General features: G+C 60.3%; 19 protein-coding genes. 6 read left to right on the top strand and 13 right to left on the bottom strand.

Going from position 1 to position 19,679, the window contains the following annotated elements; genetic code table 11:
• Positions 1-3 precede the first annotated feature (3 nt).
• On the top strand, positions 4-771 hold the full coding sequence (locus AACZ26_RS09875; protein WP_339621175.1) for an MBL fold metallo-hydrolase: 768 nt from the start codon (positions 4-6) through the stop codon (positions 769-771).
• 34 nt (positions 772-805) lie between these two features.
• Here AACZ26_RS09875 and AACZ26_RS09870 read toward each other — a convergent pair whose 3' ends face one another.
• Both AACZ26_RS09870 and AACZ26_RS09865 read right to left on the bottom strand, forming a co-directional pair.
• On the bottom strand, positions 806-1,120 hold the full coding sequence (locus tag AACZ26_RS09870) for a hypothetical protein (protein ID WP_339621174.1): 315 nt from the start codon (positions 1,118-1,120) through the stop codon (positions 806-808).
• Positions 1,121-1,179: 59 nt separating this feature from the next.
• Positions 1,180-1,506 (bottom strand): hypothetical protein, encoded by a 327-nt coding sequence (locus AACZ26_RS09865; RefSeq protein ID WP_339621173.1) that lies wholly within the window; start codon positions 1,504-1,506, stop codon positions 1,180-1,182.
• A gap of 145 nt (positions 1,507-1,651) precedes the next feature.
• On the opposite strand from AACZ26_RS09865, the gene AACZ26_RS09860 reads away from it, so the two are divergent.
• Entirely contained in the window at positions 1,652-2,227 is a 576-nt protein-coding gene (locus tag AACZ26_RS09860) for a helix-turn-helix transcriptional regulator (protein ID WP_339621172.1), read from the top strand.
• A gap of 2 nt (positions 2,228-2,229) precedes the next feature.
• Positions 2,230-2,811: a hypothetical protein gene (locus tag AACZ26_RS09855; RefSeq protein ID WP_339621170.1), complete on the top strand. Its 582-nt coding sequence runs from the start codon at positions 2,230-2,232 to the stop codon at positions 2,809-2,811.
• A 228-nt stretch (positions 2,812-3,039) separates the two neighbouring features.
• Here AACZ26_RS09855 and AACZ26_RS09850 read toward each other — a convergent pair whose 3' ends face one another.
• From AACZ26_RS09850 to AACZ26_RS09820, 7 genes are all read right to left on the bottom strand, one after another.
• Positions 3,040-3,684 carry a DUF6984 family protein gene (locus AACZ26_RS09850; RefSeq protein WP_339621168.1) on the bottom strand — a complete coding sequence of 215 codons (645 nt, stop codon included), beginning with the start codon at positions 3,682-3,684 and terminating at the stop codon, positions 3,040-3,042.
• A gap of 187 nt (positions 3,685-3,871) precedes the next feature.
• On the bottom strand, positions 3,872-4,315 hold the full coding sequence (locus tag AACZ26_RS09845; protein WP_339621166.1) for a hypothetical protein: 444 nt from the start codon (positions 4,313-4,315) through the stop codon (positions 3,872-3,874).
• A 165-nt stretch (positions 4,316-4,480) separates the two neighbouring features.
• Positions 4,481-5,311, bottom strand: a complete 831-nt coding sequence (locus AACZ26_RS09840; protein WP_339621164.1) for an aldo/keto reductase — start codon at positions 5,309-5,311, stop codon at positions 4,481-4,483.
• A 68-nt stretch (positions 5,312-5,379) separates the two neighbouring features.
• The gene (locus AACZ26_RS09835) at positions 5,380-6,522 is read right to left on the bottom strand and encodes a bifunctional 2-methylcitrate synthase/citrate synthase (protein WP_339621162.1); all 1,143 of its coding nucleotides are present in this window, start codon (positions 6,520-6,522) and stop codon (positions 5,380-5,382) included.
• Positions 6,523-6,586: 64 nt separating this feature from the next.
• A complete protein-coding gene (gene prpB / locus AACZ26_RS09830) occupies positions 6,587-7,492 on the bottom strand; it encodes a methylisocitrate lyase (RefSeq protein WP_339621160.1) in 906 nt (301 codons plus the stop codon).
• Positions 7,492-8,988, bottom strand: a complete 1,497-nt coding sequence (locus AACZ26_RS09825; RefSeq protein WP_339621623.1) for an MmgE/PrpD family protein — start codon at positions 8,986-8,988, stop codon at positions 7,492-7,494. Before AACZ26_RS09825 ends, prpB begins: the two co-directional genes overlap by 1 nt.
• Positions 8,989-8,996: 8 nt before the next feature.
• Positions 8,997-9,656: a GntR family transcriptional regulator gene (locus AACZ26_RS09820; protein ID WP_339621158.1), complete on the bottom strand. Its 660-nt coding sequence runs from the start codon at positions 9,654-9,656 to the stop codon at positions 8,997-8,999.
• 197 nt (positions 9,657-9,853) lie between these two features.
• Here AACZ26_RS09820 and AACZ26_RS09815 point away from each other — a divergent pair, with 197 nt between their 5' ends.
• Positions 9,854-10,663: a GNAT family N-acetyltransferase gene (locus AACZ26_RS09815; protein ID WP_339621156.1), complete on the top strand. Its 810-nt coding sequence runs from the start codon at positions 9,854-9,856 to the stop codon at positions 10,661-10,663.
• Between the two features lies 1 nt (position 10,664).
• Here the strand turns inward: AACZ26_RS09815 and AACZ26_RS09810 are convergent, their stop codons facing one another.
• The 3 genes from AACZ26_RS09810 to AACZ26_RS09800 are packed head-to-tail and all read right to left on the bottom strand — an operon-like array spanning position 10,665 to position 13,893.
• Entirely contained in the window at positions 10,665-11,621 is a 957-nt protein-coding gene (locus AACZ26_RS09810; RefSeq protein ID WP_339621154.1) for an NAD-dependent epimerase/dehydratase family protein, read from the bottom strand.
• Positions 11,618-12,577 (bottom strand): bile acid:sodium symporter family protein, encoded by a 960-nt coding sequence (locus AACZ26_RS09805; RefSeq protein WP_339621152.1) that lies wholly within the window; start codon positions 12,575-12,577, stop codon positions 11,618-11,620. Before AACZ26_RS09805 ends, AACZ26_RS09810 begins: the two co-directional genes overlap by 4 nt.
• Complete coding sequence (locus tag AACZ26_RS09800) at positions 12,574-13,893, bottom strand: NAD(P)-binding domain-containing protein (protein ID WP_339621150.1); 1,320 nt, start codon at positions 13,891-13,893, stop codon at positions 12,574-12,576. Before AACZ26_RS09800 ends, AACZ26_RS09805 begins: the two co-directional genes overlap by 4 nt.
• A gap of 197 nt (positions 13,894-14,090) precedes the next feature.
• Here AACZ26_RS09800 and AACZ26_RS09795 point away from each other — a divergent pair, with 197 nt between their 5' ends.
• Positions 14,091-16,409: a glycosyltransferase family 2 protein gene (locus AACZ26_RS09795; protein ID WP_339621148.1), complete on the top strand. Its 2,319-nt coding sequence runs from the start codon at positions 14,091-14,093 to the stop codon at positions 16,407-16,409.
• Positions 16,406-18,004 carry a carbohydrate-binding protein gene (locus AACZ26_RS09790; RefSeq protein ID WP_339621146.1) on the top strand — a complete coding sequence of 533 codons (1,599 nt, stop codon included), beginning with the start codon at positions 16,406-16,408 and terminating at the stop codon, positions 18,002-18,004. The genes AACZ26_RS09795 and AACZ26_RS09790 overlap by 4 nt, the downstream gene beginning before the upstream one ends.
• Here AACZ26_RS09790 and AACZ26_RS09785 read toward each other — a convergent pair.
• Positions 18,001-19,674 (bottom strand): ABC transporter ATP-binding protein, encoded by a 1,674-nt coding sequence (locus tag AACZ26_RS09785; protein WP_339621144.1) that lies wholly within the window; start codon positions 19,672-19,674, stop codon positions 18,001-18,003. The two genes, AACZ26_RS09790 and AACZ26_RS09785, sit on opposite strands and share 4 nt — an antisense overlap.
• Between the last annotated feature and the right edge of the window lie 5 nt (positions 19,675-19,679).

The raw sequence follows: 19,679 nt of genomic DNA, 5'->3' as shown, positions 1-19,679 counted from the left end.
AGTATGTCGAAGTTGACCGTGACCTACATTGGCGGCCCCACCGCGTTGCTCGAATATTCGGGATTGCGCATTGTGACTGATCCCACATTCGATGCCCCGCAGCTTTACCCCGACGAGGGCGGTGTGCCGCTCACCAAGACAGCGGGTCCGGCGCTGAGCCGAGCGGATGTTGGCGCTGTCGATCTGGTGTTGCTGTCGCATCACGAGCACCAAGACAACCTCGACTACGAGGGGCTCGAACTTCTCGCCACCGGCGTGCTGACGATCAGCACCATGAAGGCGGGCTCTGACCTCTTCGGCGGCGGCGTTGTCGGCCTCGACTCGTGGGAATCCGTCGTGGTCGGTGCCGTCACCGTCACCGCGGTGCCCGCACTGCACGGCCCTCCCGGTTCCGAGGCCCGACTCGGCCCGGTCACCGGATTCGTACTGCAGGCCGAGGGCGAACCGACCATCTACGTCAGCGGCGACAACGCCTCCCTGCCGCTCGTGCAGCAAATCGCCGACCGCTTCCCCGACATCAACATCGCGGTGCTCTTCGCGGGTGCTGCCCGCATCTCCGCGGTCAACGGCCCTCTCACTTTGACATCAGCGGATGCCGCAGAAGCCGCCAACATCTTGGGCGCCACCCATGTGGTTGGCCTCCACACCGAAGGGTGGGGACACTTCACCGAAACCCGTGCCGACCTCGAGGCTGCGTTCGCGGGGACGGGGTTGCTCGTGGAGACGCCGCCAGGGGCAGCGGTGGAGGTAGGACTTTCGCAGGTCGAATAACGACGTCCTGCTTAGCTCATCACGGTAGACCTTGCTACGTGCCCAAGAAGACAAACACAACGCCGGCCAGGAGAGACAGCATCCCCATCGCGCCCCAGGCCACCGCGAAGACAACTGATATCCGGTGCCACCTACGGTCGGGCATCCGGCGCGCAAACCACGTCCAACCCAATTTCTCGAAACGCTCGCGACTCTTGCGCGCATAAGTTTTTCGCTGCGTCCAAGTGTATGTGGCAGCGAACAGCAACAACATGCCGAGAAATAGAAACCCTTGGGCATTGGTTGCCGGGATCGGCGCCCCTGGGCCTGACGTTAGCAGTTCCATGACCATCCGAATCTTGGGGAACATCCCCGCTGAGAAATCTACCCACTATCCGCACCTCGGGCGTCCCCAACCGATGAGCGTCTTCAGTGAATGAGCGAGATCACTGCGATCTCGTCCGGCCCACGTCGATAGATTCCGGCGTCGTACTCCTCAGAAGGGTTGATGCGCTTGCCATGTTCGGGATTCATCAGTTCTCGGCGCTTCGTCGAGTTCGCGGTGATGTCGCTCACGTCTCGATCGCGCTGGAGAAGCACCCGCTTCACGCTAGGTCGCTCCACGAATTCCGAGAGAGCGCGGCCATTGCTATAGCCCAACGAGGTATCGAACTCCCAGCGAAGGCCACTCTCGTCGACGAGTGCCATAGCCATCATCCGCACCTTAGATGGAGATTTCTGCCCGCGCTTGCTCATGTTGCCTCCTGCACTCGAGTCTAATGACGAGCGATCTCGCTAGTGATCGTGGACAGCCCAGCGAGCGGGAGCATCCGAAATTACCTGGCCTCACCAAAATATGTTTTCCAAGCTATATTTAGAAGCAAGAAGGGCGGTGATCACTATGGCGAATGCATCCACATTGGTTCGCGCTGCCCGAAAAAGTCGACACCTCACCCAGGAGCAGCTTGCTTCTCGTTCCTCGATCGATCAGGGCAGCGTTTCCCGCTCTGAACGAGGGCGCGATGCAAGCTTCGACACGATTGACCGCCTTTTAGCTGGAGCGGGGCACCGGTTATATTCGGCCCCCACTCGCCGGGACGACGCCGCAACCGCCGCTACCGAAATCCGTCACCAGCTCGCTGCCGGCGACAAAGACAGAGCCCTTCGCGCCCTGCTGCAGCTCAACGACAACCTTGTGGCCGAGCACGGACTGATTCGCGGAGTCCTCGGGCTTGCCGAGCCCGAGTCGACTCGAGACCCGGCGTGGGATGCCGCACTAGCAGCGCTTGTAGCGTGGCGCCTCTCCGACGAGGGAATTCCTCTGCCGCAGTGGGTCGATCTCCCCAACCGGTTCCTCAGCAAACACCGAAATCTTGACGTAGATCCCGCAGACCCTGTTGCTCCCCTCGCAGAAGTCCCCGCCGAGTTCGCTAAACGCGGCGTTCTTGCGTGGCGTGACACGTTCGAGAGCGTGTAATCGTGGCAACCACTCTCGACAGGGATGACATCATCACCGGATTGCGTGAACTGATTGCCGAGCTACGCGCCGAGGGCGAAGTGGCAGGAATCCGGTTGGTTGGCGGAGCGGCCCTCTCATTGCGCTATTTCGACCGCGGAACCACCCAAGATCTCGATTCACTGCACGTTCGCCCGGGGAGTGATGCTGCGGTCGCCTCCGCCGCCGCCCGTGTTGCGCAACGCCACGATTGGGATCCCACCTGGCTCAATTTTGAAGTCACCAAAGCGGATGCTCTGCCGGCCCTCGGCCGCGCTGTTGAATGGGACACGATCTATGATCGCGACGACATCGTCATTCAGGTCGCATCCAAAGAGGCACTCTTGGCGATGAAACTGCGCGCCAACCGCCCCGGTCGCGACACCCGCGACATCCGACTACTCCTGAGCTTGTGCGAGATCAGCTCCCTCGACGACGCTGACGAGTTGTACGAGGATTTCTACCCGGGTGACAGCCTCGACCCCCGAGCGGTATCAATGGTGACCGCGATACTTGCCGACGGGAAAAGCCATACCCCCGAGCGACCAAAGCCGATCAACTTCTAGAGCTACGCCAGCGTTGTCTCCGTTAATCTGAACGCTCGCTCGACACCTTCGAACCTTGTGACGCTAAGTGTCCCGGTTGGCCTCTCGCCGAAACGTTTGGGGGATTTCTCGCAGCGGAGAAAAATCACCTTCGAACACGTCGAGCTCAAATAGCTCACCGAACTGATCCACGTTCAGCGTGGCGGAAACCCACATGCCGTCAACATCAAAGAAGGTTGCCTCCGCTACTTAATCCTCGAAACGTCGTTCTAGCGAAGGAGGGCCGATCGCCAAACTGCCCATACCGCCATCGTTGATTGGTGCAACGGTCAGCGCTGAGAGGGTGGCAAGCGAACCCGAGAACCGCGGGGCTCGTTCGACCAAAGCACGCAAAAGCCGCAGCTCTGCCTCGGTCGGGGATCGATAGCTTTCCGAGGTTGGCCGGAGAAATTCCTCTTTCGTTGGGGCTGAAGGAACCGCCCGCATTCGTGACCAGACGCCGAACCACACGACGCCGATAATCGCCGAGATGATCGGCAGCCACGCCAAGAGAGTTAGACCGAGGGGTCCGCTCACGATCCATATCAATAGAAGCGCGACCGCCAAGAGACCGGCGCTAGAAGTAACAGCCACAAAAGTGCTACTGAGGTGACCGCCAAAACTGAGGAGAGCGCGGAGGCCAAGTCCTACGCCGACCGAGACAAGCCCAACAATGCCACCTCCGATAGGCGCAAAGATGAGAAACACCAGTAGAAAGATGCCGAACATATCGGAACCCCAGCTTGGGGCAACCATTGCGAGCGCAAGCATGAGGCCAGCCACTGCGCCGAACAGCGAGGCGTTGAGCACAACAGGCCACGGGCCAACGCTGAGCGTTCGTCGGATTCCTCGCATCACTCCCCTAACGTAACGGCAGCGGTGGCCAGAACGAAGCATCCGGAGGGGCGAATCGCACCCGCAACTCCCTGGTGTGCTTACGCGGACTGTTCGAAGCGAGCCCGTGGAGCAGCTCGCGGCGGGCAACATTCTGAAGGCACGCCAGTAGAACAGACCTATCCATGCTGCCTCTTTCGCTTGCAGGTCACTGTGCCGGTAGTTCGCGAGCGTCGCGCAGTTCGACGTTGCCGTTGGGTGCCGAAACTTCGAGCAAGACCTGCCAGTCCGCGCCGTTTCGTTCAACTACCGCGGGACGTCCGCGCATCATGTCCGCAACGTCGTCGTGCGTGAGAGTGACACCGTATTTCTCAGCAGCCCACTCTTGTACTGCGGTCGTGTACTGAGCGAAGGCAGCCGAATCCCGTTCCTCGAAGCTTTCCGCTGCCGCGATCAGGCCAAGCACGCTCGCCGCCCCCGCAACAACAGCCAGAACAGTGAGCGCACACGCTCGGAGCCGAAACGTGCGCCCAGGCCCAGCAAACCAATACAGCACAGCGATCACGGCGATCCCGAAAGTGGCCACGGCACCGAGAAACGGTATGAATGCCCAGCCTTCGGTGGGGGCCTGATAGAGACCGGGGTTTGTCATGACTCTGGTCCTCGCCGCTCAAATGGTCGTCTAGCGCCCGGATGCACTAACCCGAGAAACACTCTGTAAATGTCGAGCGTACCAGCGGGCCGCACCACACAGGCCGACATCCATGCACCGAAGTGAGTGAGGATGCCGGCCTGTGCCAGAAACGAAAAGTGCGCCCTAGAAGGTAGCTTCGTCGGGGTTCGCACCGACACGCTGGTCGCGGTCGATCGCATCGATCAATGCCATCTCGTCCGCGGAAAGCTCGAAGCCAAAGACATCGAAGTTCTCGGCCATACGCTCGCGCGAGTTCGACTTGGGGAACACGATGATGCCGTTCTGCAGGTGCCAACGAATAGCAACCTGGGCGGGTGAAACACCGTGTGCTGCGGCGGCAGTCTCGAGGGCAGTCTCGCCGAACAGGGCGTACTTGCCCTGCCCGAGAGGGCCCCAGGCCTCAATGCGCATCCCCAGCTCTGCGCCATACGCACGCAGGTCGCGCTGAGCGAAGGCGGGGTGCAGCTCGATCTGGTCAACCGCAGGAACAGTGTTGCTGCCCGCAATGATCTTCTCGAGGTGGGGGCGGTGGAAGTTGCTGACACCGATCGAACGTGTCTTGCCCTCTTCTTTCAGCTGCTCAAGCGTGAGCCAGCTGTCAAGGTAGCGGTCAAGGTCGGGGCGGGGCCAGTGGATGAGGTACAGATCCACATAGTCGAGGCCCAACTTCTCGAGGCTGAGATCCATGGCGTCGCGAGCAGAGTCTGTGCCCTGGTCGCTGTTCCACAGCTTCGTCGTGATGAAGAGTTCTTCGCGCGGGATGCCCGACGCTTTAATGGCGTTGCCGACGCCTTGCTCATTGCCGTAGATCATGGCGGTGTCGAGGTGGCGGTAGCCAACTTCGAGCGCGTCAGTGACAATGCGCTCGGTCTCCTCGGGGTCCACTTTGAAGACACCGAAACCGAGCTGGGGGATGGAATTGCCGTCGTTCAGTTGAATCTGGGGAACAGTCATATCCCCATCCTGCCACTCACAACTGGAGGTTCCATCCCCGTCGCTCAAGCCCCTAGCGAACGCCGCCGCTACGAAATGTGGCGCTCGTCAACTCCCGAATACGCAGCGAGCGGACGGATGAGCGAGTTCGACGCAGCCTGCTCCATGATGTGAGCCGTCCATCCGGTGATCCGCGCAGCAACAAACAGCGGCGTGAACATGTCGGTGTCGAACCCGATGAGGTTGTAGGCCGGGCCGCTCGGGTAATCAAGATTGGGCTTGATGTTCTTGCGGCTCGTCATCGCCGACTCCAGAGCGTCATAGAGCTCAAGCATGTCTGGGCGATCAAACTCGGTCACGAGAGTTTCGAGCGCTGCCTTCATCGTGGGCACGCGTGAGTCGCCGTTCTTATAGACACGGTGACCGAAGCCCATAATTTTGCGCTTTTCTGACAACGCCGTCTCGAGCCAGGGCTCAGCGTTTGCGGCTGAGCCGATCTCATCAAAGACGTGCATGACGGCTTCGTTCGCTCCACCGTGCAACTGGCCCTTGAGGGCGCCAACGGCTGCCGTGACAGCGCTGTACAGGTCACTGAGCGTACTCGTGACGACTCGACCAGTGAAGGTCGACGCGTTGAAGGAATGCTCGGCGTACAGAATCATCGAAACGTCGAACGCATTAACGACCACGAGGTCAGGAACCTCGCCGAAGGTCATGTGCAAGAAGTTTGCTGAATAGCTGAGGTCATCACGCGGCTCAACGAGCTCCTGATCGCGACGGCGACGCTGATCGTACGCAATGATCGCGGGCAGCTTCGCAAAGAGGGTGAGCGAACGCTTCTGGTTGAGTTCTTCGTCGATCATGCTCGCGGGGTCGGTGAGAGTGTCGTCGAGGGCACCGATCACGCTGACCGCGGTGCGGACGACATCCATCGGATGCGCGGAGAGCGGCAACTCGTCGATCACTCGCTTCGTGTGCGCATCGAGGTGACGCTGGGCACGCTCCGATGTTTCGAATGCTGCCAACTGCTCGGCGTTCGGCAGTTCGCCGTGCCACAACAGGTAGGCGACCTCTTCAAAGGTGCACTTTTCGGCCAACTCTTGCACGGGGTAACCGCGGTAAAGCAGCGAGTTCGTTTCGGGGTTGACCTTCGAAATCGCGGTGGTGTCAGCGATGACGCCGGCTAGGCCCTTGCGGATCTCATTCTCGGGGGTTCCGGTTGAGTCAGTCATGTTGCTCCTCGGTGGTGTCTGTCGAGTGACGGGCTGTCAGTGAAAGTGTTGTGTGAGTCTTCAGTTAGTAGTGGCCATCGAGAGTGAAATTGAACACCGACGAATCAAAAGAGTTGTAGCTCTCATAGTCGAGCAGTTCATACAGGCGAGCCCTCGTCTGCATCTCAGCCACGGCAGACTGCTGGGTGCCGTCGGCGTTGATTGCATCGAGGGTGCGCTCTGCTGCACCCATTGCACTACGCAACAGGGTTACAGGGTAAATAACAATGTTTACGCCGATATTGCTCAATTGCGTTGTGGTGAAAAGTTCGCTCTTACCAAACTCTGTCATGTTTGCGAGGATCGGAACATCCACCGCCTTGCGCATCGCCTCGAACTCGCCGAGATCTTTCATCGCCTCGGGGAAGATTGCGTCAGCACCCGCGTCAACTAATTGCTTCGCGCGATCCATCGCAGCATCCAAACCATCAACGGCACGGATGTCGGTGCGAGCCATGATCAGCAGGTTCGGGTCGCGTCGCGCGTCCGCAGCCGCTCGGATGCGCTTGAGGGCAGTGTCGGTGTCGACAACGGCTTTGCCGTCGAGGTGCCCGCAGCGCTTCGGATTGACTTGATCTTCGATGTGGAGGCCAGAGACCCCCGCATCTTCAAGAGTCTGCACGGTGCGAGCCACATTCATCGGCTCGCCGAAACCGGTGTCGGCGTCAACGAGCGACGGGAGGTCGGTCATCCGCGAAATCTGTTGCGAACGACCAGCCACCTCAGTGAGGGTCGTCAGGCCGATGTCGGGCAAGCCCAAATCGGCACTGATAACGGCCCCCGAAATGTAGACACCGTCGAAGCCCTTGTCTTGAATGAGGCGAGCGCTCAATGGGTTGAACGCACCGGGCACGCGCAGCAGTTCGCCACTCGCGAGACGCTCGCGAAACTGGGCACGCTTGGTCGCTGGATCGGTCTGGGCGTACAGCATTAGAAGATTCCTTTGGCGGTCGTGGCGGGGAAGTTGCCGCGCACGGTCAGCTCGCCCAGTTCGGATGCCGACAGTTCCGGCAGTCGTTCGGCCGCAGCCAAGAAGCGTTCGATTTCGTCGCTCGCGAGCACACCATCCGCGAGGGTGCGGAACTTGGTGACGTACTGTTCGCGGGCGAAGGGTCGAGCACCGAGCGGATGCGCGTCAGCAACAGCAATCTCTTCGACAATGCGGCTGCCGTCGGTCAGCTCTATCTCGACACGACCGCCGAAAGCCTTCTCGGCGGGATCGATCGAGTGGTAACGACGCGTCCATTCGGCGTCTTCTTGAGTCGTGACGCGCTTCCAGAGCGCAACGGTGTCTGGGCGGTTGGCACGCTCGGGGGCGTAGCTGTTGACGTGGTGCCATTCCTGATCCTGCAGGGCAACCGTAAAGATATAGGGAATGGAGTGGTCGAGGGTTTCACGGCTCGCGTTGGGGTCGTACTTCTGCGGGTCATTGGCCCCGGAGCCGATCACGTAGTGCGTGTGGTGACTCGTGTGCAGCACGATGCGGTTGATGTTCTCTTCCACTAGTTCCGGATGCTCGCGCCCCAGCTTGCGGGCGAGGTCGATCCACGCTTGCGCCTGATATTCGGCCGAGTGTTCCTTCGTGTACGAGTCGAGGATCGCGGTGCGCGCCTCCCCCAGCTCGGGCAGCGGAACCTCATAGTGCGCGTCTGGACCGTCGAGCATCCACGCAATCACGCCGTCTTCACCTTCATAAATCGGGGTGGGGCTGGTCTGGCCGCGCATGGCACGGTCGACTGCTTCAACGGCCATCTTGCCCGCGAATGCCGGGGCGTGAGCCTTCCAGGTGGAGATCTCACCCTTGCGCGACTGCCGCGTGGCTGTCGTTGTGTGCAGCGCTTGGCCAACGGCCTGGAAGATTGTCTCGGTGTCGAGGCCGAGGAGGGTTCCAATACCGGCGGCCGCACTCGGGCCGAGATGGGCAACATGGTCAATCTTGTGCTTGTGCAGGCAGATCGCCTTCACGAGGTCGATCTGAATCTCATAGCCCGTAACGATCCCGCGCAGCAGGTCAGCACCCGTGCGACCCGTGTGCTGAGCAACAGCCAAAATCGGCGGGATGTTGTCGCCCGGGTGCGAATAATCGGCCGCCAGGAACGTGTCGTGGTAGTCGAGTTCGCGCACGGCAACACCATTGGCCCAGGCCGCCCACTCCGGGCTGACGCGCAGGTCGGAACCGAACACGGTGGCTCCGGGCGAGTATGGGTGACGCTCGGCCTGCGCTCGAGCAGCAACGACCGGCGCACGAGTGAGGGATGCGGTGGCAACAGCAGCGTTGTCAATTACACGGTTAATGACCATGTCGGTCACGGCATCCGTTGGTTCAAGCTGTTCAGCAGCGATGGCGGCAATCTTGTGGGCGAGCTGATCTTCGCGAGCGAGATTTTCGTCGCTGCGGTAAACGCGGAGAGCGTGGTCTTTCACTATGGAGCCTTTCAATTGGCGGCACGCAGCGGAGAATCTGCGGCCATGGCTAGAGCGCTCGTGAGCGCGTAATGGAGATGGACATGGGTGGCATGAGCGGCAAGTTCAGCATCGTGAGCGACGATCGCTTGCACAATAAGGAGGTGCTCGCGGGCGGCAGCGGCAAGGCGCTCCGGGTTGTCTTTCGCGAGTCGGCGCACGCGCACGAGGTGAGTCCGCAACGAATTGAGCGCCCCCGTGAGGTAGTCGTTGCGCACCGCATCATCGACTGCGTTATCGAAGCGCCGCACCAAATCGAAGTACGCGCTGCGATCGCCATCGTCGCGCGCCAGCAATTCAGGAACGGTGGCGAACTCACGCTCAAGATCGGCGAAGGCCCTGCCGGTGTGCTGCCGGGCGGCGATGCGCACCGCTTTCACTTCGAGTGCTTTGCGCACATCAAAAAGTTCACGGATGTTGTCAACCGACACGTCAGTAACGACGAGTCCCCGACCGGATTGGCTTGCCACGAGCCCATCCGCCATGAGCCGAGAGAGGGCTTCGCGTAGCGGAGTGCGCGAAACACCGAGACGTGCAGCTTGCTCGACCTCGCCAAGGATGGTGCCTGGCGCGAGGCGCCACTCGACGATGTCGTCGCGGAGGGCTTGGTAGGCGCGTTCGCTTGCCCTCATAGGTATCGCCACACGCACCTCCTCGAATCGCGAGCAGTGTGCGGCGTAGCGAGCCACACACCGTGATTTGTATACAAGAACTTCAGTCTAGGCTTGCTTAGGGAGAAATCAAGGCGAATTCTTCATGAAATGTATACAGATTCGCAGTGGTCGCGACGTGCGCGCCTTCGAGCTCCGCTCCACCGTAGTGTGAAGCCATGACTTCTCCCGCCGAACTTCTGGCGCTCTACGACTCCCAACAGCGACTCGTCGTGCCCGAGCATCCGCCCGCCGGGGTCACGTTCGAGGTCACCGACGGCGTTATGCGCGTCACGGGGCGCGGCGAAGGGTTCGTCGAGACCACCCAACACCTCGGCCTCAGCGGTGGCGAACTCGATGCGCTGATAGCCAAGCACCGCGACCACTTCGCGGCGCGAGGCGAAGCCGTGGAGTGGAAGACCAGAGCTCACGACCTGCCCGCCGATATCCCTCAACGCCTCGAACGTACCGGATTTGAGGCGCAAGAAAAGGAGGCCGTTCTCGTCGGGCATACGAGCGATCTCCTCGTCGCGCGGCCACTGCCTGCCGGTGTTGTGATTCGCGAGACCAACGATCACAACGACATCGTCGGCTTGAGCACGATGCTCTCCGAGGTCTGGAATGACGACCTCTCCTGGCTCATTGAGCAACTAGAAGCGCAGCTCGCCGCCGCCCCCGAACTGACAGTGCTCTTCGTCGCCGAGGCGGAAGGAACAATCGTCTCGGGAGCACGAATAGAGTTCACTCCCGGCAGCGACTTCGCCGGGCTCTGGGGCGGGTCGACCGCACCGGCGTGGCAAGGAAAAGGCATTTACGGTGCCCTCGCGGCGGCCCGAGCTCAGCGCGCTCAGCAACGAGGCGTGCGCTTTCTTCAGGTCGACGCATCACCGGAGAGCAGCCCCATTCTCCAGCGCCGCGGATTCGTCGAGATTACAAGCACGACACCGTACATCTGGAGCCCTTCTGCGCCTCTCGGCACTCAGTCATGAGCTACTGGAGAGAGCGTGCCTCAAGATAGGCGTCCAACGCTTCGCGGCTTGTCTTGCTCGGGATAAAGCCGAAAGATTCCTTGAGAGCCGTATTCGAGAGCACCGGTCGGTAGCGCAAGAAATTTACCTGAGCTGGGCCGTGCGCCGTGAGACGCAGAGCGTGGCTAACCCACAATGCGGCCGCGAGCGCCCACGCTGGCAGAATCAACTGTTTCTTGCCAAGAGCTTGGGCGATCTCTTTAATCGTGACCTTGCCATCACCGGCAACGTTGTAGATACCCGCAGGGCCTCCTGTCGCCGCACGGACCACGGCGGCGACGACATCGTCGACCCACACGAACACAAAGGGACTCTCTGAGCCAGCGATCGTGAGCAACCGGCGAGAGTTCCAGAGCGCTGTGATCTGATTCTCTAACCCTGGTCCGAGAATGGTGCCGATGCGAAAAATTGTTTGAGACATGTGCGGGGCGGTCACGCGCAGATCGGCGAGCATTTCTTCGACTAGGCGCTTGTGGCGGCTATACGGAAAATCGTCATTGCCGCGCAAGGGCGTGCTCTCCGTAATCCATTCAGGGTTATCCGCGTGGTACCCATAGGTTGCACCGCTGGAGGACACAACAACTCGCGAGACTCCGGCTTCAACACAGGCAGCGAACACTGCGCGCGAGCCCTCTACATCCACCGCAAATTCTTGACTCACGGTCGTGCTTCTGCTGGGGTTCACGATCGACGCGAGGTGAACGACGGTGTCGATGTTCTGCCGGCGAAGCAAGTCGGGCAAGCCCGCAGCATCCGTGACGTCGACTCGCTCATAGCGCACCCCTGGCAACCGCACGCCGGGGTTCGGCGGGCGAATATCCGCACTCACTACACACTCAATCGATTCGGATGCTGTCAACCCCGCCACCACGAAGGTACCCAGAAATCCGTTGCCGCCCGTCACTAGTACTCGACTCATGCGTTGACCTCCGGTTCATTCGCGGGGGGACCGGAATCTCGCCCAGTCCCGCTCTTGGCACTGCGCGCCGTACGGCGTCCCCACCATGTGGCGAGTGCGAGTCCCGCGATGATGTCCCAGATGCCCCACCATCCCGCAACAACGGCCATCCCGCCTAGCCCCCCAAAGAAGGTAAAGACGAGGCCAAGGCCGAGCCCGGCGTTGCGAATCCCGACCTCAAAAGTGACAGCTTTCGCTTCATACAGGGCGAGTCCGCCGAGTCGCGCACTGGCGTAGCCGAGTCCGAGCGCGACGGCGTCGTGCAGAAAGACAGCCAACAGAACAACGCCAACGTAGGCGATGAAGAACGGGAAGTTGCCCGCGAGCGCCGCAATGATGAACCCGAGTAGGGCGAGCAAACTGATCCACTTCACCGTCGGCTGCACTTTTTTAGCGAAGGCGGGCCACCGATTCTTGATGGCAAAACCTAGCGCAAACGGCAACCCAATAATCAGTACGATCTCGAGCAGCATTTGCCAACCGTTGAGGCTGACACTTTCGAGAATCGCGGATGCTGTCGGGTGCCAGCCACCCCACAGCGACAGGTTCACCGGCAACATAACGATGTAGATCACATTGGTGACGGCAGTCATCGAGACCGAGAGGGCGACGTTGCCCCGCGCTCGGTAGGTGAGCACTTGGGAAATGTTCCCCGGCGGGCAGCAAGCGACGAGGATCATCCCGAGAGCGATCGACGGCCCGACCTGCAGCAACAGGGTGAGCCCGAAGGTGACGGCAGGCAAGAGAACGAGCTGCGCGACCAGCGAAATTGCGAAAGCGCGAGGAGCTTTCAGTACGGCACGAAAATCTTCCAGACTCGTGTCGAGCGCGATACCGAACATGATGAGGCCGAGCACCACGCTGAGCGCGACGAGCGAGCCCGGGCTGAAGTTGAGCAGCGCATCATCGATATTCATGGCCGTTCCTTAATGGCGCGGGCCTTACGGGTGAGGGTCTCTCGAGCGTGCCGCACCGCGCGCCGATAGGCGTCTTTGTTGACGTAGTACGACATACGTTCCAGGGCCAAATACTTGTAGCCGCCGGTGAGGTCGGGCCACGGTTCTTCAACCAGCGTGCGAAAATGCGCGGCGGCGCGCGGGGTCTCTTCTTGAGCGACAAGGTAGGAGGCGAGCAACTCAGCTTGTTCATAACGACCCTGCCACCCGATCCCACTCGCCTCGATCATTCCGATCACGTATAGACCGTTGAAGCTCGGCGGGAAAATATTCAGATAGAGCTCTGGAGCCAAGGAAGACCAATTTAAATGCTCCCGCCCCAAAAAGGGGTACGCAAGCGTGTAGCCCGTCGCAAGAACGACGAGGTCGTAATCAGCGTGCGTGCCATCGGTGAAATGCACGGAGTTTCCGTCGAAACGTTTCGGCGCGGGCACAATTTTCAAGTCACCTTGCCCCAGATGTCCGAGCACGAGAGTGTTCACGATGGGGTGCGATTCATAGATCTTGTAATCGGCACGAGGAAAGCCAAACTTCACGGGATCTCCCGTAAACATCTGCAGTAGCCGGGTGTCGATAAATTGTTTGAGGCGAGCTGGCAGCGGGCGCCCCTGGTCGAATGTGTCCGCGGGTTTGCCAAACAGATATCGCGGAACGAAATAGTAGCCCCGCCGCACGCTCAAATCGATACTGTCCGCATGGTGCACAGCATCGACTGCGATGTCGCATCCACTGTTTCCTGCCCCTACCACGAGTACTCGTTTACCCGCGAAGACCGTGGCTTTCTTGTAGTCGGCGGAATGGATGATCTCGCCCGTGAATTCACCCTCAAACTGCGGAATATTGGGGTGCGCGAGGGTGCCATTGGCCAGCACGACACTGTCAAAGTGTTCGATGGTTGGTGCGCTTCCCTCACGAACACTCGTCACGTTCCACCCGCCACCGTCAGCGGGTTCGACTCGGTCGACCGTCGTGGAGAAGCGAAAATTCTCTCCCAGATCGTAGCGATCGCTGTACGCCTGGAAATATTTGCGAAGCTCGCGGTGGCTCGGATAATCCGCCGCAGTGGTCATCGGCAGCTCTCGAAACTCCGTCGTAGTACGCGAAGAGATGAGGTGCGCAGACTCGTACATTGTGCTGCGCGGATTATCAATATTCCAGAGTCCGCCAACGCCGTCGGCGGACTCAAAACCGACGTACGAAAGACCCGCCTTGGCGAGAGCCCGGGAGGCGGCTAATCCAGAGGGACCAGCGCCGATGATCGCGATCGACTGCGGCATCCATACCTCCCTAGGTGAACCACTTTATTCACGGCATTTGCGCAGCTTACTAGACCTAATTCTCGGGGTAGACCAATTCTGTAGGTAATAGAATCGGGTTGCTTAAGAAACTCCCAGTGTAAATACTGGGCGGTGCAGGATTACCCGCCGGCGTCTACCCGAAAGATGCCGATCTTGCACTAGGGGACCTAACCAACATGCCCAAAAATCCTACGGTTGCGCCTGCCCGGCGACGCCAATGGGGCGCAGAATCGCGCCTCGAACCGCTACCCACCGTCCACCCAGCTCCGAGCGACCGAACTATTGCGCTCGCACGTCTCTCGATTGTCGCCACAGTTGTGTTTTGGCTGGTGTACGTGATCTATACGATCCTGCGCCAGTTCATCAACAATGGCACCGAAAGCTTCCGCTTCACGGCAGAAGCCGTTTCGTATCTCATCGTCGTGACGTTCCTGACGTTCTCTGCGCTCATGTACCTGATCGCGCGCCACGGCGCCTATCAGCGCTTTCGCGCTCATGCTCGAGTGCCGCGGGCCGAACTAGACCGACACTTTGCCGACAACCAAGGCTCAATCACGGTTCTTGTCCCTAGCTACAGTGAAGAGCCGGATGTCGTGCGCGCCACTCTGTGGTCTGCCTGCCTTCAGGAGTACCCCAGCCTTCGCGTCGTGCTCTTGCTCGACGACCCGCCCTTCCCCAAAGACCCGGATGCCGCAGCTCAGCTTGCGAAGTCGCGGATGCTGACGGAGCAGATTCAGTCAGAGCTCTCGGTTCCGCGTAAACGCTTTGGCGACGCGCTTGCCTCGTTTGAGTGGCGCCTAGAACAGGGCCGCCCGCTCGGGCTGTCTGAAGTGAACGCTCTCGCCGACGAGTACCGTTGGGCCGCAGCATGGTTACAGACGAAGGCCGACAACGAACAGCGTATCGACCACGTTGATGAGTTCTTCGTCACTCAGGTCCTTCAGGGCCTCGCCGACGAATTACAGCTCACGGCAGACGCCCTCGGCGCTGCCCTCGACGAGCACATGGTTCCTCCGACGGCGCGCCTGCACGAGCTCTACCGCCGCCTCTCGCGCACTTTCGATGCAACGCTTTCCACTTTCGAACGCAAGCTCTACGCGTCCGTGTCACACGAGGCGAACAAGGCGATGAACCTCAACGCGTACATCGGACTCATGGGCGGCCACTACCGTCCAGAAGAGACTCCCGATGGAACAGTGCTGCGTCCCGTCAGCCGCCCTGAAGCTGGCGATCTCTCCATCCCCGACTCTGAATACCTCCTCACGCTCGACGCCGACTCGTTGCTCTTGCGCGACTACTGCCTCCGTCTCGTCTACTTGCTTGAGCAGGCAGACAACGCGCGGGTAGCTGTCACGCAGACTCCCTACTCCTCTTTCCGCGGTGCCAGCACGCGCATCGAACGTTTGGCGGGAGCCACTACCGACCTGCAGCACATCCTGCATCAGGGCAAGTCCTATTACGGCGCAACCTTCTGGGTAGGCGCCAATGCTGTGATTCGCAAGGCTGCTCTGGATGACATTGTCGAGACCGAAACCGTGGGCGGCTTCACCGTCAAGCGCTTCGTTCAAGACCGCACGGTCATCGAAGACACCGAATCCAGCATCGACCTGGGCGCTCACGGTTGGACGCTCGTAAACTACCCCGAGCGCCTGAGCTACAGCGCAACTCCGCCCGACTTCGGCTCGCTCGTCGTTCAGCGTCGCCGCTGGGCCAACGGTGGTCTGTTGATCATGCCAAAGCTCTTGCGCCAAATGCGGGAACGTCGCGCTCGCGGCGAGACCGTTCAGTGGACTGAGTTCTTCCTGCGTGTGAACTACATGACGTCGATCGCCTGGGCCAGTTTCGGGCTCGTCTTCTTGCTCGCTTACCCCTACGACAGCCGACTCTTGAGCCCAGTCGTGCTCTTGGCCGCGGTTCCCTACTTCTTGTCGATGGGGGCCGACCTTCGGTATTGCGGTTATCGGTTCACCGACATCTTCCGCATTTATGGCTTCAACCTGATTCTGCTTCCCGTCAACCTTGCCGGGGTCATCAAGTCAATCGAACAGGCAATCACTAGCAAAAAGATCCCCTTCGCACGCACTCCCAAGGTGCGTAACCGCACCGCGACCCCGCTGCTGTACGTCATCTCGCCGCTCATCATTATCGGATTCTCGGCCTTCACGTTCTGGCGCGACCTTAACGCCGAAAACTGGGGAAACGCCGCCTTTGCTGCGTTCAACACGATTCTTGCTGGACTCGCGCTCGTGTCGTACATCGGCATCTGGAATACCGTCGTCGATATTTGGCTCGGCGTCACTCGCCCGCTCTTCGTCGAGCGAGACCGCAAGAAATCAAAGCAAAAGGAGAACGTCGTCGTTGAGCCGACAACCCTCGACTGGCGCTCGGTTCTGTACTACGGCGATGACAGCGGGGTGCACACCAAGGTGCGCGACTCAATTGTGTTTGCCGAGATGCTCCCACCCGTAGACGAAGCAAGAGAGGTACGATCATGAGTTCCGCAACCCACAGACTCTCCTTCCGGCGACTAGTCATGGCCATTGTCGTAGCGATCGCTGTCGCTTCAGGAGGATTCTTCGCCTATCAAGCATGGGCATCCAATCAGGCGGATCCCGCGCCTGACCCCTGGTTCGCTGCCTACGTGGATGTGACTGCAACTCCTAGCTACGAGTTCGAGTCCGCCACGAAGGAGAGCGGCAAAGAGGTCATGTTGTCGTTCATCGTTGCGGCGAAGGATGGCGCATGCACTCCCACGTGGGGCACCGCCTACACGATGGATGAGGCCGCCGTTTCCCTCGACCTCGACCGCCGCATCGCACGTCTGCAACAGCAGGGTGGCGACGTGGGTATCTCGTTCGGCGGGCTCCTCAACGACGAGCTCGCGACCGGATGCACCGACCACAACGCTCTCGTCGCCGCCTACAATTCGGTGCTCAACCGCTACGCCTCCACGACGATTGACCTCGACATTGAGGGCGAGAACCTGACCGATACTGCCGCCGGTGAGCGCCGCGCTGCTGCAATCGCCAGCTTGCAAGAGTCGCGCCGGGCTGCCGGCGAGGATCTCGCTGTCTGGCTCACGCTTCCCGCTGCGACCTTCGGCCTTACGGAAGACGGCACAACCGCCGTCGCCCAAATGCTGGATGCTGGGGTTGACGTCTCCGGCGTCAACATCATGACGATGAACTTCGGCGAGAGCTTGGCCGATGGCGAAACGAGCGGAGCAGCATCCATTCGTTCGCTCCAGGAGACGCACCGTCAACTCGGTGTGCTCTACGACCAAGCCGGTATCGAACTGACCGACGCTACGATCTGGACCAAGCTCGGGGCAACCCCGATGATCGGCCAGAACGACAACGAAGATGAAGTCTTCACCATGAAAGACGCCGTGGCGCTCAACGAGTTTGCGCTAGAAAAGGGCACAGGTCGCATGTCGATGTGGTCGCTCAACCGCGACACCACGTGTGGCCCGAACTATGCCGATGTCACGCGAGTCTCCGACGCCTGCAGTGGTGTGGCTCAGGGCGATCTGTTCTTCGCCGACGTTCTTGCTGAAGGCTACGACGGCCACGTCGCGAGCTCTGCAAAGACCATCACAACAGAAGAACCTGCTGACCCCGCCGACTTCGTGGATGACCCCGCAACAAGCCCTTATGCCATCTGGCAGGAGGACGCGAGCTACCTTGCCGGCGCCAAGATCGTGTGGCACCGCAACGTGTATCAGGCCAAGTGGTGGACGCGAGGCGAGGTGCCAGACAACCCCGTACTCAACTCGTGGGAAACCCCGTGGACACTTGTTGGCCCCGTGCTCGATGGTGAAACTCCCGTCAAAGTACCGACGGTTCCCGAAGGCACCTACTCCAACTGGAACGGAACGTCAGCGTACGAAGAAGGCGATCGCGTTCTGTTCGACGGTGTTCCCTACGAAGCAAAGTGGTGGAACCAGGGCGACAGCCCGGCCGCATTCTCATCAGACCCCGACGGCACGCCGTGGGCTCCGCTCACCACAGAACAAATCAAGTCGCTCTCTGACGGCAGCGGAACTACCGGTGGGGCCGGGGATCTTGCCCCGGCCGACACCGACGGCTAAGAGAAGAGTCCTTCGCGCACGCTGCGACGTCGGCGCTGTTCCTCTGGATCGGGCAGAGGAACAGCGGCGATGAGTCGCTGCGTGTATTCCTCTTTCGGACTGCGCAGCACCTGATCACGCGTTCCCTGCTCGACAATTTTTCCGCGGTGCATCACAGCAATCCGATCGGCAAGAATGTCAATGACCGCAAGGTCGTGGGTAACGAAGAGGCACGCAAAGCCGAGTTCCTTCTGGAGTTCCTGAAAGAGCTCAAGCACTTTCGCCTGCACCGAAACGTCAAGCGCTGACGTCGGCTCATCCGCGACCAGCAATTTGGGGCTGAGCGCGAGAGCGCGTGCAATTCCGACTCGCTGGCGCTGACCACCAGACAACTCGTGCGGGTAGCGGTTTCGCATGTGGGCGGAAAGCTGCACTCGGTCGAGCAACATGCTCACGCGCGCTTCCTCATCTTTGCGACTGAAGCCACCACCAAGGCGCAACGGTTCTCCGATGCTCTCACCAATCGGCATACGCGGGTTTAGTGACGAACCTGGGTCTTGAAAGACGATGCCGATATCGCGACGCACGGCGCGCAGATCATTCTTGTTGATCCCCACCATGTTGGTGCCGACGATGTCGAGGGTTCCTTCGACGGCGGGAAGCAAACCAACAACGGCACGTCCAATCGTGGTCTTGCCCGAGCCAGACTCCCCCACAAGCCCGAGCACTTCACCCTGACGAATAGTGAGGTTGATGTCATCGGCAGCGCGGAACGCGGGCACGCGGCCGCGCTTCGGGTATTCAATGGCGACACTCGACATCGTGAGAACGACCTCACGGTCATCTTTCGATGCTGACGCGTCGCCCGCTTCGCCGAGGTGCGGCACTGCAGCCAGCAGGGCCTGGGTGTACGGATGCGTGGCGCCCGCGAACAGCGAATCTGCTGTTCCAGTCTCCACAACTTCGCCATCTTTCATGACCATCACGCGGTCAGCGAGATCAGCGACAACACCCATGTCGTGAGTAATGAGGATGATCGCGCTGTCGAGCTTGGAGCGCAAATGGTGCAAGAGTTCAAGAATCTCGGCCTGCACCGTGACGTCGAGAGCAGTCGTGGGCTCATCGGCGATGAGCACGCGCGGCTCACACGAAATCGACTGGGCGATCATTGCGCGTTGGCGCTGCCCTCCAGACAACTGGTGCGGGTACGAGTCAAATGCTTTTTGTGGGTCGGGAAGTTCGACCATGGCCAGCAGCTCGAGGGCACGCTTGCGCGCATCGACTCGCAGCATGCCGGGGTGGTGCACTTGAAGAGCCTCAATGATCTGGAACCCGATCGTATAGACCGGGTTGAGTGCGGTCATAGGCTCTTGGAAGATCACCGCGATCCCCGCACCTCGCAGCTGGCGCAAGCGGTGCAGGGATGCCCCGACGAGTTCTTCACCCGCGAGCTTGACGCTGCCCGAAATGCGACCATTCTCAGGGAGCAGCCCGAGCAAGCCCATCGCGCTCGTGCTCTTGCCCGAACCCGACTCCCCCACAATGGCGAGGACTTCGCCTCCCTGCAGGCTATAGCTCACATTCTTGGCCGCGGTAACCCATTCGCCTTCGACCCAAAAGTCGACGCCAAGGTCAGTGACCTCGATTGCCGGAACCTTGGTAGTAGTCGCGGTAGTTGCTGTTTCAGTCATCAGGA

The organism is uncultured Salinibacterium sp., from assembly GCF_963974405.1.
In the GTDB taxonomy this organism is placed as follows: Bacteria; Actinomycetota; Actinomycetes; order Actinomycetales; family Microbacteriaceae; genus Rhodoglobus.
Note: the sequence above shows the minus strand (reverse complement) of the source record. Positions and strands in the feature narration are given on the sequence as shown.